At 64.8% G+C, this 15,791-nt stretch carries 15 protein-coding genes and 4 tRNA genes; all 19 read right to left on the bottom strand.

Going from position 1 to position 15,791, the window contains the following annotated elements:
• Positions 1 to 48: 48 nt before the first annotated feature.
• The 19 genes from rplL to AC3WUF_RS03620 all read right to left on the bottom strand — a co-directional run bounded on the left by rplL (position 49) and on the right by AC3WUF_RS03620 (position 15,791).
• Positions 49 to 426 carry a 50S ribosomal protein L7/L12 gene (rplL, locus tag AC3WUF_RS03710; protein WP_492422533.1) on the bottom strand — a complete coding sequence of 126 codons (378 nt, stop codon included), beginning with the start codon at positions 424 to 426 and terminating at the stop codon, positions 49 to 51.
• 72 nt (positions 427 to 498) lie between these two features.
• Positions 499 to 1,026 carry a 50S ribosomal protein L10 gene (gene rplJ / locus AC3WUF_RS03705; protein ID WP_492422531.1) on the bottom strand — a complete coding sequence of 176 codons (528 nt, stop codon included), beginning with the start codon at positions 1,024 to 1,026 and terminating at the stop codon, positions 499 to 501.
• Between the two features lie 222 nt (positions 1,027 to 1,248).
• Positions 1,249 to 1,944, bottom strand: coding sequence for a 50S ribosomal protein L1 (rplA, locus tag AC3WUF_RS03700; RefSeq protein WP_492422529.1), 696 nt, complete (start codon positions 1,942 to 1,944; stop codon positions 1,249 to 1,251).
• A 3-nt stretch (positions 1,945 to 1,947) separates the two neighbouring features.
• Complete coding sequence (rplK, locus tag AC3WUF_RS03695; protein WP_492422527.1) at positions 1,948 to 2,379, bottom strand: 50S ribosomal protein L11; 432 nt, start codon at positions 2,377 to 2,379, stop codon at positions 1,948 to 1,950.
• An 80-nt stretch (positions 2,380 to 2,459) separates the two neighbouring features.
• Positions 2,460 to 2,993 (bottom strand): transcription termination/antitermination protein NusG, encoded by a 534-nt coding sequence (gene nusG, locus AC3WUF_RS03690; RefSeq protein WP_492422525.1) that lies wholly within the window; start codon positions 2,991 to 2,993, stop codon positions 2,460 to 2,462.
• 3 nt (positions 2,994 to 2,996) lie between these two features.
• The gene (secE, locus tag AC3WUF_RS03685; RefSeq protein WP_492422523.1) at positions 2,997 to 3,386 is read right to left on the bottom strand and encodes a preprotein translocase subunit SecE; all 390 of its coding nucleotides are present in this window, start codon (positions 3,384 to 3,386) and stop codon (positions 2,997 to 2,999) included.
• 35 nt (positions 3,387 to 3,421) lie between these two features.
• Positions 3,422 to 3,497: transfer RNA gene (locus AC3WUF_RS03680), tRNA-Trp, on the bottom strand.
• 92 nt (positions 3,498 to 3,589) lie between these two features.
• The gene (gene tuf, locus AC3WUF_RS03675) at positions 3,590 to 4,786 is read right to left on the bottom strand and encodes an elongation factor Tu (RefSeq protein ID WP_492422521.1); all 1,197 of its coding nucleotides are present in this window, start codon (positions 4,784 to 4,786) and stop codon (positions 3,590 to 3,592) included.
• 225 nt (positions 4,787 to 5,011) lie between these two features.
• Positions 5,012 to 5,087 (bottom strand) — tRNA-Thr (locus AC3WUF_RS03670).
• A 71-nt stretch (positions 5,088 to 5,158) separates the two neighbouring features.
• Positions 5,159 to 5,232: transfer RNA gene (locus tag AC3WUF_RS03665), tRNA-Gly, on the bottom strand.
• A 58-nt stretch (positions 5,233 to 5,290) separates the two neighbouring features.
• Positions 5,291 to 5,376, bottom strand: a tRNA-Tyr gene (locus tag AC3WUF_RS03660).
• 196 nt (positions 5,377 to 5,572) lie between these two features.
• Positions 5,573 to 8,092, bottom strand: a complete 2,520-nt coding sequence (hrpB, locus tag AC3WUF_RS03655) for an ATP-dependent helicase HrpB (protein ID WP_492422519.1) — start codon at positions 8,090 to 8,092, stop codon at positions 5,573 to 5,575.
• Between the two features lie 42 nt (positions 8,093 to 8,134).
• Positions 8,135 to 10,255 carry a TadG family pilus assembly protein gene (locus AC3WUF_RS03650; RefSeq protein ID WP_492422517.1) on the bottom strand — a complete coding sequence of 707 codons (2,121 nt, stop codon included), beginning with the start codon at positions 10,253 to 10,255 and terminating at the stop codon, positions 8,135 to 8,137.
• 93 nt (positions 10,256 to 10,348) lie between these two features.
• Positions 10,349 to 10,867 carry a TadE family protein gene (locus AC3WUF_RS03645; protein WP_492422515.1) on the bottom strand — a complete coding sequence of 173 codons (519 nt, stop codon included), beginning with the start codon at positions 10,865 to 10,867 and terminating at the stop codon, positions 10,349 to 10,351.
• Positions 10,864 to 11,475: a TadE/TadG family type IV pilus assembly protein gene (locus AC3WUF_RS03640; protein ID WP_492422513.1), complete on the bottom strand. Its 612-nt coding sequence runs from the start codon at positions 11,473 to 11,475 to the stop codon at positions 10,864 to 10,866. The genes AC3WUF_RS03645 and AC3WUF_RS03640 overlap by 4 nt, the downstream gene beginning before the upstream one ends.
• Positions 11,476 to 11,649: 174 nt before the next feature.
• Positions 11,650 to 12,381, bottom strand: coding sequence for a type III pantothenate kinase (locus AC3WUF_RS03635; RefSeq protein ID WP_492422511.1), 732 nt, complete (start codon positions 12,379 to 12,381; stop codon positions 11,650 to 11,652).
• A complete protein-coding gene (locus AC3WUF_RS03630) occupies positions 12,378 to 13,364 on the bottom strand; it encodes a biotin--[acetyl-CoA-carboxylase] ligase (RefSeq protein ID WP_492422509.1) in 987 nt (328 codons plus the stop codon). The genes AC3WUF_RS03635 and AC3WUF_RS03630 overlap by 4 nt, the downstream gene beginning before the upstream one ends.
• Positions 13,349 to 13,996 carry a glycerol-3-phosphate 1-O-acyltransferase PlsY gene (plsY, locus tag AC3WUF_RS03625; protein WP_492422507.1) on the bottom strand — a complete coding sequence of 216 codons (648 nt, stop codon included), beginning with the start codon at positions 13,994 to 13,996 and terminating at the stop codon, positions 13,349 to 13,351. The genes AC3WUF_RS03630 and plsY overlap by 16 nt, the downstream gene beginning before the upstream one ends.
• Before the next feature lie 7 nt (positions 13,997 to 14,003).
• Positions 14,004 to 15,791, bottom strand: coding sequence for a M61 family metallopeptidase (locus tag AC3WUF_RS03620; protein ID WP_492422505.1), 1,788 nt, complete (start codon positions 15,789 to 15,791; stop codon positions 14,004 to 14,006).

The raw sequence follows: 15,791 nt of genomic DNA, 5'->3' as shown, positions 1-15,791 counted from the left end.
AGGTCTCCGGCCAGGCTTTGCACAGCGAAAGCAAGGCGATGCAATGCCTTACTTGAGGGCGGCCGTAGCGCCAGCCTCTTCCAGCTTCTTCTTCATGTCGTCGGCAGTCTTCTTGTCGACGCCTTCCTTGACGGTCTGCGGTGCGCCTTCGACCAGGTCCTTGGCTTCCTTCAGACCCAGGCCGGTCAGCTCGCGCACGACCTTGATGATGCCGACCTTCTTCGCGGCGTCGAAGCCGGAGAGAATGACGGTGAACTCGGTCTGCTCTTCAGCAGCCGGGCCAGCGGCGGCGGCCGGGCCGGCAGCAGCAGCGACCGGGGCGGCGGCGGTGACGCCGAACTTGTCTTCCATCATCTTGACCAGGTCGACGACGTCCATCACGGACATCTTCGAGATCGCGTCAAGAATTTCTTCTTTCGTTGCCATGTTTCAAATGCTCCAATAAAGTGTGTAAAGCCTAGCTTTGGAAACTAGTCTCTGAATACGGAATCAATGTGCTTACGCGGCGCCCTTCTGATCGGCAACGGCCTTGACCGTGCGAACAAACTGGGCGGTAGGCTCGGCCAAAGTGCGAACGAACTTGCTGATCGGCGCCTGCAGCGTACCCATGAGGATCGACAGAGCCTGATCCTTGGTGGGCAACGTTGCGAGCCTGTCGAGATCCTTGGCACCGTACAGCTTGCCTCCGACCGCAACGGCCTTGACGACCATCACTTCGTTTGCCTTGACGAAATCCTTCATCAGGCGGCCAACCGCACCCGGATCCTCGAGCGAGAAACCGAGCACCAGCGGACCGACCAGCGCAGGGGACAGGCACTCGAACTCGGTACCCGCCACCGCCCGCTTGGCCAGCGTGTTCTTGACGACATGCAGATAGACGCCGTTTGCACGGGCCTTTGCACGCAGTTCGTCGAACTTGCCGGCCGACAGGCCGCGATACTCGGTTGCAACAGCCGAGAGCGCGCGCTTGGCGACTTCATTGACTTCCGCAACCAGGACCTTCTTGTCATCCAGCTTGAGAGCCATCAGAACTCCTAGTCGCTACTTCCATAAAAGGGCTGCAGCCTTACGGCTCGCCCACCTTTACGGTGTTTCCACCGTCTGCGTATGCGGCCTTGCGGCCTTTAATCTCCGGGCCGATCTGTTTCCAGGAGCCCTTGCCACATACGGTCTTTGACGTGGGGCTTTCGCCACACTTCAAATGCGTTGGCGCGGCGCGAGGGGATGCCTCACGCCGCGCCGAAATACTTATTCCGGCAACGAACCGACGTCGACGCGCAGGCCGGGGCCCATCGTCGAGGACAGCGTGACCTTCTTGATGTAGATGCCCTTCGACGTCGACGGCTTGGCCTTGCGGATATCGCGCACGACGGCGATCAGGTTTTCCTTGATCTTGCCGGCATCGAACGAGGCGGAGCCGACCGAGCAATGCACGATGCCGGCCTTGTCGGTGCGGAACTTGGCCATACCGGCCTTGGCGTTCTTGACCGCAGTGGCGACATCCGGGGTGACCGTGCCGGTCTTCGGGTTCGGCATCAGGCCGCGAGGACCGAGCACCTGACCGAGCGCACCGACGACGCGCATCGCGGCCGGTTCGGCAATGACCACCTGATAGTTCAGATCGCCACCCTTCATCGCAGCGGCGAGGTCGTCCATACCGACAGCGTCGGCACCGGCAGCCTTGGCTTCTTCAGCCTTGGCGCCCTGGGCGAACACCGCAACGCGCACGCTCTTGCCCGAGCCATGCGGCAGAACCGTCGAACCACGGACGTTCTGATCCGACTTCTTGGCATCGATGCCGAGGTTGATCGACATGTCGACCGACTCGGAGAACTTGGCGGTCGCGCATTCCTTGAGCAGGGCAATCGCCTGATCGAGATCGTAGACCTTGCCTTCCTTCGCCTTGGCGTCGATGGCTTTCTGACGCTTGCTGATCTTTGCCATGGCTTACTTCTCCACCACATCAACGCCCATGCTGCGGGCGGAACCGGCGATCATCAGGCAGGCGGCATCGAGGCTGCCGGCGTTGAGATCTTCCATCTTCAGCTTGGCAATCTCGGCAATCTGAGCGCGCGTGATCTTGCCGACCTTCTTGGTGTTCGGCGTTGCCGAACCCGAGGCCAGACCAATGGCCTTCTTGATCAGCACGGACGCCGGCGGCGTCTTGGTGATGAAGGTGAAGCTCTTGTCCGAATAGACCGTGATGACGACCGGCGTGGCGATGCCCGGCTCCATCTTCTGGGTCGCGGCGTTGAATTCTTTGCAGAACGCCATGATGTTGACGCCGGCTTGACCGAGCGCCGGACCGACCGGCGGAGCCGGGTTGGCCTTACCTGCAGGGATCTGCAGTTTGATGTAGGCCGTGACTTTCTTTGCCATGGTTTACTCCAGGTGGGTACAAGCGCCTTGCGGCTCCCCGTGTGTGACGTGAAGACGCCCGCGCTTGCGCGGGCTGTCCTTCACCCTTTCTCGACTTGCGAGAATTCCAGCTCGACGGGCGTCGAACGCCCGAAGATCAGAACCGCCACACGCAGGCGGTTCTTGTCGTAATTGACTTCCTCGACGACGCCATTGAAGTCCGCGAACGGACCTTCCTTGACGCGGACCGCTTCGCCCGGCTCGAACAGCGTCTTCGGACGCGGCTTCTCGACCGACTCGGTCACGCGGTTGAGGATCTTCTCGGCTTCCTTGTCGGTGATCGGTGCCGGCTTGTCCGGCGTCCCACCGATGAAACCCATGACCTTGGGCGTCGACTTGACCAGATGCCAGGTGTCTTCGTTCATTTCCATCTGAACGAGCACGTAGCCCGGGAAGAACTTGCGCTCCGTGGTGCGCTTGACGCCATCCTTGATCTCGACGACTTCTTCGGTCGGGACGAGGATTTCACCGAACTGCTCCTGCAGCCCGGCGCGGCCGATGCGCTCGCGCATCGCCTTCATCACACTGTTCTCGTACTGCGAGTACGCGTGCACGACATACCAACGCATGGCCATGGGTTAAGCCCCCCGTCCAGTCAGTATCTCGACGCCCCAAAGCAGCAGAGAATCCAGACCCCAGAGCAACAGGGCCATGATCAGCACGACAACCGCAATCATCAGGGTTGCCTGCAGGCTTTCCTGGCGGGTCGGCCAGACGACTTTACGCAGCTCGGTGCGCGAGCCGGTGACGTAACCCCACAGCGTCCGGCCGAGCACCGTCTGATAGGCGATCGCGAGTGAAGCCGCGAAGCTGCCGAGCAGGATCAGGGTGCGAATCAGCGCGTTGAACTGGGTTTCGTAGAAATAAAACGCAAACATTCCGCCGAGCAAAAGCAGGGCAGAAAGACCTAACAGAGCCGTATCCCGATGAGGGGAAACGGCTTTATGTTCACTGGTTTGAACGTCCATGAACTCGTTCCGCACCGCGATCGCATCCGCACGGGTGGCAGGGCGGGAGGGTTTCGAACCCCCAACCTGCGGTTTTGGAGACCGCCGCTCTACCAGTTGAGCTACCGCCCTAGCGCTTGCGTACCGCGGGAAAGCCAAAAAGGGGCGCGGATTCTATTGAATCCGCGCCCGCCTGTCAAAGAAAGGCTTGATTGCGAACGCGATCAGGGGGCCAGAATCTTCGTGACGACGCCGGCGCCGACGGTACGACCGCCTTCACGGATGGCGAAACGAACACCCTCTTCCATGGCGATCGGGTTGATCAGCTCAACCGTCATCTGAACGTTGTCGCCCGGCATCACCATTTCCTGCGCGAACTCGATCGAGCCCGTCACGTCCGTGGTGCGGAAGTAGAACTGCGGACGGTAACCCTTGAAGAACGGCGTGTGACGACCGCCCTCTTCCTTGGTCAGAACGTACACTTCGCCGTTGAACTTGCCGTGCGGCTTGATGCTGCCCGGCTTGCACAGAACCTGGCCGCGCTCGACGTCTTCCTTCTTCGTGCCGCGCAGCAGGATGCCCACGTTGTCGCCCGCCTGGCCCTGGTCGAGCAGCTTGCGGAACATTTCAACGCCAGTGACGATCGTCTTGGCGGTGTCGCGGATGCCGACGATTTCGACTTCTTCGCCAACCTTGACGATGCCGCGCTCGATACGGCCGGTGACCACCGTGCCGCGGCCCGAGATCGAGAACACGTCTTCGATCGGCAGCAGGAAGGCCTTGTCGGTCTCGCGCTGCGGTTCCGGAATCCAGGTGTCGATCGCGTTGTACAGCTCTTCGAGCTTGGCAACCCAGGCGGCGTCGCCGGCAATGGCCTTGGTGGCCGAGCCGCGGATGACCGGGGTGTTGTCGCCGTCGAAACCGTACTTCGACAGCAGGTCGCGCACTTCCATCTCGACCAGGTCCAGAAGCTCAGCGTCTTCCACCAGATCGCACTTGTTCAGCCACACCACGATCTTCGGAACGTTGACCTGCTTGGCCAGCAGGACGTGCTCGCGGGTCTGCGGCATCGGGCCGTCAACCGCCGACACGACCAGGATCGCGCCGTCCATCTGCGCGGCGCCCGTGATCATGTTCTTCACGAAGTCCGCGTGTCCCGGGCAGTCGACGTGCGCGTAGTGACGGTTCGCGGTTTCGTATTCAACGTGCGACGTCGCGATCGTCAGGATCTTCGTCGCGTCGCGACGGCCCTGCGATTCCGATGCCTTCGCAACCTGGTCATACGGAACGTAGTTCGTGCCGTACTTGTCCGCCGACACCTTCGTCAGCGCCGCCGTCGTCGTCGTCTTGCCGTGGTCAACGTGGCCAATCGTTCCCACGTTCACGTGCGGCTTGTTGCGTTGAAACTTTTCCTTCGACATGTCTCAGGCTCCGTCTATTTGAATCGCGTGGCTACACGCGTGAATCACGTGGATGAAAAAACTTAAAAACAGCCAAAGACCCCAGGGATGCCCCTGAAGTCTTTCTAAATCTGGTGCCCACCATCGGAATCGAACCCGCGGTGATGCCTTGGCATCGGCGCCTATCGAACGACCCCTCGGGGTCATCGGTTCGAGGCCGATGCGGCGCAACCTTGCCGCTGAAACTGGTGCCCACCATCGGAATCGAACCGATGACCTCACCCTTACCAAGGGTGTGCTCTACCGACTGAGCTAGGTGGGCGGATGAACCGCTTGTGCAGCGCTCTCTACTACTGGATCCCCGCCTACGCAGGGATACCGCTACGCGGTAACTGGAGCGGGTGAAGGGAATCGAACCCTCGTCATAAGCTTGGAAGGCTTCTGCTCTACCATTGAGCTACACCCGCTTCACTCGCTACCTTTACTGCCCGCCGGCCCAGGGCCGTCGCGCATTACCGAATTTTTTGGTGGAGAGAGGTGGATTCGAACCACCGTAGGCATAAGCCAGCAGATTTACAGTCTGCCCTCGTTGGCCGCTTGAGTATCTCTCCTCCGGGTGCCTTTCAGGCCACAGGCCCGCAAGGAGCCGCGTATTCTCGTGATTGACCCCCGCCGAGTCAAGGAAATCGCCGAGAATTTCGCGTTGCGACCCTGCCGTGCGTACCGGCCTTCGTTTATGACTGCCTTGTTACTTTGAGCGGTGGTCAGAAATACGCCAGCCCATCAAAGCTTTAGGCCGAAGCCCGGCTAGGTTCCGCGCGGCTTGGCGCGACGGGTCGGCGCTGCGGCGAGCGGATCATCCGGCCAGGGATGGCGCGGATAGCGGCCCCGCAGATCCTTGCGCACATCGGCATAGCTGCCCGCCCAGAAGCCGGCCAGGTCGCCGGTCACTGCAATCGGGCGCTGGGCCGGCGACAGCAGATGCAGCACAACGGCGATGCGCCCATCGTTCACCGTCGGCGTCTGCACGCAGCCGAACATCTCCTGCAGCTTGACCGACAGGGTCGGCGCCTCGGGCGGTCGGTATTCCAGGCGGATGCGCGAGCCGGTCGGCACTTCCAGATGGGTGGGCGCCAGCCGGTTCAGCGCCTGCTGCTGCGCATAGTCGAGTTGGGCGAGCAGGATCGAAGCCATGTCGAGGCGCGCCAGATGGTCGCGCCGGGTGATACCGATCAGATGCGGCAACAGCCAATCCTCGAGGGTTGCCAGCAGCGCGTCGTCACGCAGATCCGGCCAGGCTTCCTGCGGCCGCCACAGGCGCAAAGATTCGACCCGCGCGCGCCATTGCTCAGCGGCCTCGTTCCAGGGCAGGCAATGCAGGCCGATGCTGCGCACGCCTTCGAGCATCGCACGCGCGGCTGCGTCGGGCTCCGGCGTGCGCAGCGGTTTGCGCTCCAGCAACAGCGATCCAAGACTGAGCGTGCGCTCCGCAGTCACCGCCTCGGTCTGCGCATCCCAGACCACCCGACTTTCTTCGCGCAGCGCGTCGGCGTGATCGCGGCGCAGATCCTCGACATCCAGCACCGCCGCCTGGCGAATCCGCCGGATCGCCGCCGTGCCGCGAAACTCCGTCTCGACGCTCCAATGCGCAATCGCGAGCCACTCGCGGGTCGCCAGCGCATCGGTTTCGGCCATGCGGGCTTCGCCGCCATCGGCGCACTGGAACGCCACTTCGCGCAGGCCCCGATGACCGGGCCGGCGCCGCGCAATGCGCTCCGGATACGCCCAGGCGACGACGCGGCCAACCGCATCGGCGTCGAGTTTCGCGCCCGCCGGATCGGAACCCTCGCTGATCGCACGCAGCATCTGTTTCGCCGAGTCGTTGACCCGCCGCTGCGCCGCGGGCTCGGCGCGCTGCTTGATGTATCGCTCGACCGCCTCGGCAAGATCGATCTGTCCGGAGCCCTTCTCGTCCAGCACCGCGGCGGTCCAGGCGGCGAGCGCGCCGAAACCCGCTGCCTGCGCACGCAACAACATATGTGCGCGCCGCGGCGGGGTCGGCAGGCGCGCCAGTTCGCGGCCATGCGCGGTGATGCGCAGTCCGGCATCGATCGCACCGAGCTCCTGCAGGCGCTCCTGTGCATAGCTCCAGGCATTCGCGGGCGGCGCATCCATCAGCGCGAGCGTCTGCGGATCGCTGATGCCCCAGGCCGCAAGCTCCAATGCAAAACGGCTGAGGTCGACGACCAGAATCTGCGCGCTGTCGTGTGCGGCGAGGACGCCGTGCTGCTCGCGCGTCCAGAGGCGATAGCAGTGGCCAGGCCCGAGGCGCCCGGCGCGACCCGCACGTTGATCCGCGGAGGCTCGCGAGATGCGTTCGGTATCGAGACGGTCCGCGCCTGCGCCCAGATCGAAGCGCGCAACCCGGACCAGGCCGCCGTCGACGACGGTCGTCACGCCCTCCACCGTCAGGCTCGTCTGTGCAATGTTCGTCGCGAGGATGACTTTGCGCCGGCCCTGCGGGTCCGGCTGCAGCGCGGCATCCTGCTCGCGCGAGGACAGCTCGCCATACAACGGCATCAGCGCAACGGTTGAAGTCAGGCCAGCCAACGCTGCCTGCGCAGCACGGATTTCCCGCGCACCCGGCAGGAAGGCCAGCACGTCGCCCTGCTGCTCGCGCAGCGCGAGGCTGACGGCCTGGGCAACCGCGGCGCCATGCGGCAGATCCGCACGCGGCGCCAGATACTGGATCTCGACCGGATACATCTTGCCACTGCTGCTGATCACCGGCGCGCCGCCGAGCAGCGCACTGACGCGCTCGGTGTCGAGGGTTGCCGACATCACCAGCACGCGCAAATCCGGCTTGAGCGCGGCGCGTGCATCCAGCGTCAGCGCCAAGGTGAGATCGGCATCGAGACTGCGCTCGTGAAACTCGTCGAAGATGACGAGGCCAACGCCCGGCAACTCGGGATCCGCCTGCAGCCGCCGCGCGAGCAGACCTTCCGTCACGACCTCAATGCGCGTGCTTGCCGATATCTTGCGCTCGAAGCGGATCTGATAGCCGACCGTCTCGCCGACGCTCTCGCCGAGCAGGCTCGCCATGCGCGCCGCCGCCGCGCGCGCCGCGACGCGACGCGGCTCAAGCACCAGGATGCGCTGCCCGCGCAGCCAGGGTTCGTCGAGCAGCGCGAGCGGAACGATGGTGGTCTTGCCCGAACCCGGCGGCGCCGCGAGCACCGCGCAACCCTCGGCCAGCGCGCTACGCAGGCGCGGCAGCGCTTCGGCGACGGGAAGATCGAGCAGTGGGCGGGGCTTCGCGGCGAACATGCGCCGCGAAGTCTAGCCCGACCCAGCTATCGCGCGATCAAATCAGTCGACAAGCACCGCGCCATCCCTGCATTCGAGCGCCATCATGTGAATGTCGGTCTGGCCGACCTGAAGTCCCAGCAGGCTTTGCAGCAGCGGCGTCAGGATTCGAGTGCCGAGAGCGTCGAGAACAGGCTTGAGCAGATCCATCAAGGTGCCCAGCAGCACGATCAGAGCATTGGAAGGGGCGCTCGCCGACGGCGCGCTCAGCGAGTTTGCGATCTCGCCAACACAGCCCGCATTGGATCCGTAGTTGAAGATCCCCAGAAGTCCCCCTCCTGTGCAGTTATTTCCGAGCAGCCCCTGAACGATGCCGCCCAGAAGACTTCCAACCGTGTTCAGAAGGCCGCTCACCAGGCCGCCGACACTGTTGAGGATGCCAGCCAGATTCAGGGTCAGCACCGAATCGAGCAATCCGACGACGGGATTGAGCAACGCAGTGGCCAGAAACCCCTGAAGCCCGGTGGCGGCGCCGCTGATCTGCTGCTGGACTACCGCGAGGTTGTTGCGCCGGCATTGGCGGCCCGCAGCCAAACCGCCGCAGGCATTGCCGCCGGCGCTGTTCCAGAGATCGTTGGCAACGGAGTTCCTTTGCGTTGCATTCATCGGGGGGTTGGTATTCAGCGCCTGGCCCAGCAACGCCGCGAGCAGTGCGTCGGTCAGGTCGCTGACGGTACTCCCGAGGTCGAGATTGCCATTGACGGTGTCCTTTTGCGCCGCAGCGAGGACGACATTGTCGTCGGTGGCGAGCGCATCCACATCCAGGTGCGTCGTCAGCCCGATCAGGCCGGTGCCGAGCAGATTGACGTCGAGCAGCCGCTTGTCGGCGAGGCCGACGTCGCAGCTCGCGCTGGTCGAGAAAATCGTGTCCGGATTGATGTTGCCGACGCAGATCTTGGCAATCTGCGCATCGACCGCGATGTCGGCGCAATCCTCCCCACCGGGGCATTGGGGCGGCGCGCTTTCACTCTTCAAGGCCGGTGTGCACAACTCCTCGACGGTCCCCTTGGCGGCTGCGAGATCGATCACCAACGGTAGATCGACGTTGATTTGCGTTCCCAGCAGCCCCAGCAATCCGCCGACGCCGCCGAGCAGATCGTTGGTATCCAGCTTGATGTGCGCGTATACCCGCGTCTGCGCGGAATACGCGGTCGTGCCCACGCCGCCGATGCCGATGGACGGCGGCTCGACCACGCCGACCTTGACCGCCAGATCGGCACCCACCAGCGGACCCAAGGCGCCGAGGCTGCTTGCAACCACATCGATACCGCGCCCCGAAGTGGCGATGCTGATCGCCGTACTGACCAGACCGAGCGCATCCAGACCCACGTTCAAGGCCGCATCGACCGGCGATGTGATCGCAGCAAACAGTCCGTTGCCGCCGGCGCCGGAACCCAGCGGCAGGGCGATGTCGTTGACGTTCGGTATCTTGAGTGGCACGCGCAGCGCCTGCAGCAACTGTGCATTCAGTCCCAGCAACTCGTTGCGCCCCGCGACTGTCGCCACGGCATCGAGCAGTTGGCCGAGCGAGACCTGTTCGGCGGAAAGCAGGGCATTGAAGTCGGCAATGTCCAGATCCGCGCTGACCGGAATCCCAAGCGCTTCGAGCAAACCGGCCGGCGTGATCGTCACTCCGGCGAGGCCGTTGTAGCTCACCAGATTGAGCCCGGTATTGATGCCGACCGCGCTCAGCACGCCGCCGACCACCGAGGGGCCGCCCAGATTGGCCAGCCTGGTGCCGACCGAAAACACGGCGACCGGATCACCGCTGGTTGCCATGCCTTCGGCAGCCAGCAGGGTCGTCTGCGAGTTTCCGGCGAGCCGGAGGAGGAAGCGCGGCGGCGTACCGGTGATGCGGACGCGCACCGCGTTGGTCCCTTCCGTGCAACCGGCGGAGAATCTGGGGCTGGCCTGCCGCGTCCAGCCACCCGTCTCGACATTGGGCGCATCGTGCGCGAGGCCGCCGATATTGCTTTCGACATTGTCGATCGCGGCATTGATCGCCGTATTGCATCCCTGCGCCAGCCGCCGGGCACCTGCCATCGCGCCGAGATCGGCCGCCTTCTGATATTCGCGCTTGTAGTAGTACAGGAACCCGATGTCGGCGAGCGTCAGCGTGATCACGATGACGCTGAGCGCGATAGCGGCGAAAGCCATGATGGCGCCGCGCTGACGATGCGGTGGAGCCAATGGAATCTGTCTCATGCCGGTCCCCGATCAGAGCTGCGCGATCGCGCAGCCAGTGAGGGTCTGCGGCATCCAACCGTCCATGCTGCCAACCAGCGGCAACCGGATCGGCGGCAAGATCCGCACCTGGGAATACGGGAAAGCGACGCGCACGCGCAGCGCTCCCGTTGCCGCCCCGCCGCTGCCGCCGCAAGTGCCCTCGTCGACCGTGACCTGCGACAGCACGTTGTCCTGCAGCCAGGTCTCGCGCGCTTCGAAATCGCCGAGCCCCAGCGGAGTGATGATCGACTGCGCGAGCGAGTTGATGACTTCCAGCCTGATGCCGTCCTTGACCGGCTCGGGCACCGTTGCGGAGCTGCCGATGCCTTGAATCGAACCGAGCGCGCGGGCGCCATCCGCTGCCGCGCGCGACAAGGTCATCTGCGTATAGAAAACGCTGCCGAACGCGACCAGCCCGTAAACGATAAGCAGGAAAATCGGCAGTACGAGCGCGAACTCCGTCGCTGCGCCGCCGCGTTGCGGGTGCAGCGCGCCGATAGGGGCCTTCATGACGACAACGTCCGGCCGTCGAGCAGCAAGCGCGCCTGCGCACTGAGCCGCGCCGGGGTAATGAGGCCGAAGCCGAGCGCCTGCGGCACGAAGGGGCTCGCTGCATAGTCGTAGGTGATGGTCACCACAATCTGACAGCTCGACGTGAAATCGCTGCCGCAGTCCGGCGGCGTGCCCGGCGCGCAGTTTGCAGCGCTGCAGCTCACCACCGTTTCGGAACCCACATCGCCGGCGCAATCGAGGCCGACGCGGCAGATGCGCGAGGTCACCGCAATCGGATTGATACCCGGCCGCAGGCTCATCCAGCGCGACTGCGTGGTGGCGGCCGCATGCGCCGCAATCAGGCGCGCGGCGTACTGATGCTGTTTCTTTTGATCGGCCGTGCAGGTCCCGCCGTACGCCTGGGCGCAGCTTTGGTCCGGGTAATGCAGCGCTGCGCGGACGCCGTCTTCGGCGGCATGCTGCAGGCTCATGCGCAGGAGGAAGATCAGGCCGTAGGTCAATGCGCCATAGAACGCCAGGAACATCAACGGCAGCACCAGCGCGAACTCGACCGCAGTTGCCCCATCCTGAGACCGGGGCTTCGAACTGTCAGTGATCTTGCGCATCGTCGGACCCCGCGTGGCTGATGCTGGCGGCGCCACTCACCGGAATCCGGGGCGACGACGAATGCATCCTGCATTGCGGGACAAGATGGACGGATTTGGCCGGCACAATAGCCGCCGTCCGCCCAGCGGGCTCGGTCAGCCGACGAGTTGCCTCGTCCTACCGTTCGTCGCCGATCAACGGTCGGTAGCGGCGGCCAGCAGGCCTTCCAGAACCAGATTCGGCCGATGCTCCCAGCCGGCGCCCAGATGTGGCAGCAACAGTATCGCGTCGCCCCCGGTGATCAGACGCCGCGCCGCCGGCCCGGCAGTCGCGCAGGCTCTATCGATAGCACCGAGGCAGGCCAGCATTGCGCCCTGACGGACGCAGCCTTCAGTCTCGAACCCCAGGCCACCGCTGTACGGCGCGGTCATGTCGCGCGTCGCAAAGCGGGTGTTGCCGAGCACCGCGCGCTGCTGGGTCTGCAGGCCGGCGGCGATGATGCCGCCTTGATGCAGGCCGGCGCCGTCGATGTTGTCGATTGTCAGCGCGGTACCGGCGTCAACCACGCAGGCGGCGCCGCGATGACTCGCCCAGGCGGCGATCATCACCAGCCAGCGATCGACACCCAGCCGCTCCGGTTCTGCGTAAGCGTTCCGCAGTTCTCCCCATTGCGCGCTGCTGCGCGCGAAGTTCGGTCGCCGCGCGTAGCGTCGGAATAGCGCGGCGCTCAGTGCTTCTTCGTGGGCGGTGCCGGTCACATGCGCCACCCAGATCGCATCGGCCACAGCAACAGGCAATGTCGCAACCGCCGCCGCCGGATCGCCACCGTGGGCGATGGCGCCCGTTTCGCCCATCCGGCCGGCCCGCACGGCCGCCCATTTCAGGCGCGAGTTGCCGACGTCGAGCAGCAGCATGACTGCGCTCATGGCAGCACCCGCAGGCGCACTTCGCCGGAATGCAGCACCTGCCGCTGGCCGTTGACGTCGACCAGCAAGGCGCCGTCGGCGTCGACGCCGCAGGCCACGGCATCGAACTCGCGTTCGTTCTGCGTCACGCGCACGCCGCGACCGCGACTGAGATCGAGCGCATTCCACTCGGCAAGCAGCGGTGCGAAACCGCTGTACGAGAACGCCGCCAGCATCTCGACCAACTCGCGCAGCAGGCGTGCCGCCAGTTCATTGCGCGAAACGATCGGCAGACCGCGCTCCTGCAGCAGCTGGTTGAGGCTCGCCCAGGGTTGGTCGACGGCAGTCGCCTGTTCGGCCTGCAGCGAAACGTTGATACCCACGCCAACGATCACCCGGCAGGCACTGCCGCTCTCGCCGCGATGCTCGAGCAGGATGCCGCCGAGCTTGCGACCGCCGACAAGAATGTCGTTCGGCCATTTGAGGCCGATGTCGTCGATACCGCAGCCGCGGATGACCCGCGCGCAGATCACGCCCACGGCGAGCGGCAGCGTCGTCAGCTGGCGTGGCATGGCGTCGAAAGACCAGGCGAGCGACAGCGCCAGTTGAGAGCCAAAAGGCGTTAGCCATTGGCGACCGCGCCGGCCGCGGCCGGCGGTCTGGAACTCGGCGAGCAGGGCCTGCGGATCCGACTGCGTCGGCGTTTCGACGATGCGCGTGCTGGTGGAATCGAGGACGGCCTGCACGTCGACGCGCAGCGCCTTGCCCAGCGCCGCCTGCAAGGTTGCGGAGTCCAGCCGATCGATCGGCATTGCGAGGCGGTAGCCGAGTCCCTGCCGCGCTTCGATGACGAGCTGCCAATCCTTCAGGCGTTCGATGCGCTTGGCGAGCGCAGCGCGGCTGATGCCGAAGTCCGCGGCGAGCGCTTCGCCCGACTGCCATTCGCCATTGGCGAGCCGGTCGACCAGCGCCAGCTGCTCGTCCTGACTCAGCGACTGAGCCATCGACCCAGCACCCGTGCTTTCTCGAAACGATGCTCGGTACCCGACAGCAGGCGCTGGATGTTTTCCCGATGCTTCCAGACGACCAGCAATGCCATCGCGAGCGTGAACGCGCCGGCACTCGACCAGAATCCGAACTCGGTGAAGCAGCTGACATGCAGCAGGGCGACCAATGCGCCGACGATCGTCGCGAGGCTGACGTAGCCGCTCAGCATCACGACGAGCACGAAGGCGGCGAGCATCCACAGCAGTGAACTCGTCAGCAGCGCGCCGAACACGCCGGCAAGCGTGGCCACGCCCTTGCCGCCGCGAAAGCGGGCGAATACCGGGTAGCAGTGGCCCAGGGCAACCGCGACGCCGCAGACATAGGCCTGATCGGTGCGGCCGAGCAAAGGCTCGGCCAGCGTCGGCAGCTTCGGAACGAGCAGCGTCGCGACGACGCCCTTGAGCACATCGATCAGCAACACGCCCAACGCGAACTTCGCACCTTGGGTGCGCAGTGCATTGGTCGCACCGATGTTGCCGCTGCCTTGCGCGCGCAGATCGACGCCGCCGCGCAGCGCGCCGATGACACTGCCGCCCATGACGGTACCGATCAGATAAGCGAGGGTGGTTTGCAGGATCGTGTCGATCATCGTGCGCTCAGGTCCCGAGCCATTGGCGGCGCCGCTCGACCCGCTCGGCATCGGCATCGGCGATCACGCTCAGCACCCAGGTATCGGCCGGGCTTGCCGCGGCGCGCAGTGACAGCGCCATCAATTCATCGTCGCGAAACACATGCAGCTCCACGCAGTCGCCCGGCGCCAGCTGCGCCTGGGCATTCGCCCAGTTTGCACTGCCGACGCGCAGGCCGTTGAGCGCCAGAATCTGGTCGCCCGCATGGACACCGGCAGCGGCAGCCGGGCCGCCGCTGATGACGGTCGCGACGCGGGTGTCGCCGGGGCGCAGCGTCAGGCCCAGCCAACTCTGCGGCGCGCGTCCCTCGGCGCGGCCGCCGATGTCCTGTTCGCCAATACGAGTCCGGCGTTCGGCGCGGATGCCGAAGGCGGCGAGCAACTCGACCAGCGGAAGTTCTTCCGTCGAGCGCAGCGCGCGATCGAAGAACTCGCGCAGATCGAGTCCGGAGATTTCCTGGGCGAGCGCTTCAAGCCCGCCTTCGTGCACCGGCAGTTCGCTGCGGCCCCAGCGCTGCCAGGCCGCGCGCATGACATCGTCGAGCGTGACGCTTGAGCGCAGACGCAGTGTCAGGTCGAGGCACAGACCGACCAGCGCGCCCTTGACGTAATAACTGACCGTCGCGTTCGGGCTGTTCTCGTCGGGCTGGTAGTACTTGATCCAGGCTTCGTAGCTGGCGTCGGCCAGCGTCTGCACGCGATGGCCCGGCGCGCGATCGACGCGCGTCGCATTCTGCGCGAGCAGATCCAGATAGACCGCAGGTTCAAGCAGGCCGGCACGCAGCAGGAAAAGGTCGTCGTAGTACGACGTCAGACCTTCGTAATGCCACAGGTCGGCGCTGTAGGCCTCGGCGCCCAGGTCCGACTCGGCAAAGCGCTGCGCGGTGATGCGCTTGACGTTCCACAGGTGGAAGTACTCGTGACTGCACAGTCCCAGGAACTCGCGATACTCCCTGGATTGCGCGCTGTCGCCAACGCGCGGGAAGCTGCGGCGCCCGGTGATCAATGCGGTCGAGCTGCGGTGCTCCAGCCCGCCGTAGCCGCTGCCGACGACATTGGTCAGGAACAGATACTGATCCAGCGCCGGCTCCTGGCCGAACAGCTCGCGTTCGACATGACAGATCTTCGCGAGATCGCCGGCAACGCGCGTGCGATCCAGCTCGCAGCGCCCGGACAGCACCAGTGCATGCGGAATGCCATCGACATCGAAGTCGATGCGGTCATAGGCCGCCATCTCGACCGGATGATCGATCAGCGCTTCGTAATTCTGCGCGCGGTAGCGACCAAAACCGCGCGCGTCGACCTCGACGACGTCCAGCGTGGTCGCGAGTTTCCAGTCGCTGCAGGCCGCATCCGCAGGCGGCGCGATCTCGACCTCGAAGCCTCCGTTCTCGAAACCTTGCGGGCAGTAGAACAACGAGCTGCCGTTGAAGAATCCGCGGGATAGATCGAGATAGGCCTTGCGCACCGACTGATCGAAGGCATGCACGCTGTAGACCAGCTGCAACTCACCGCTGACTGGCGCGCAGCGCAGTGTGCGCTTGTCGAGGCGTTCGATCGCAACGGCTTCTCCATTGCATTCGGCGCGGATGCTGATGATGTGCTTGGCGAAGTCGCGTACCAGATAGCTGCCGCGCAGCCAGGATGGCAGCCTGAAAACCTGCCCCTGCGGATTCGGTGCGGCTAGCGTGCAACGCACGTCGAACCGATGTTCGCGCGGCTCTGCGGGGGTGACCAGATAGCGAACGGCGCTCAT

It is taken from the genome of Fontimonas sp. FW305-C-3 (genome assembly GCF_058783185.1).
The sequence above is the reverse complement of the archived record's forward strand: the minus strand, read 5'-3'. Positions and strand labels throughout refer to the sequence as shown.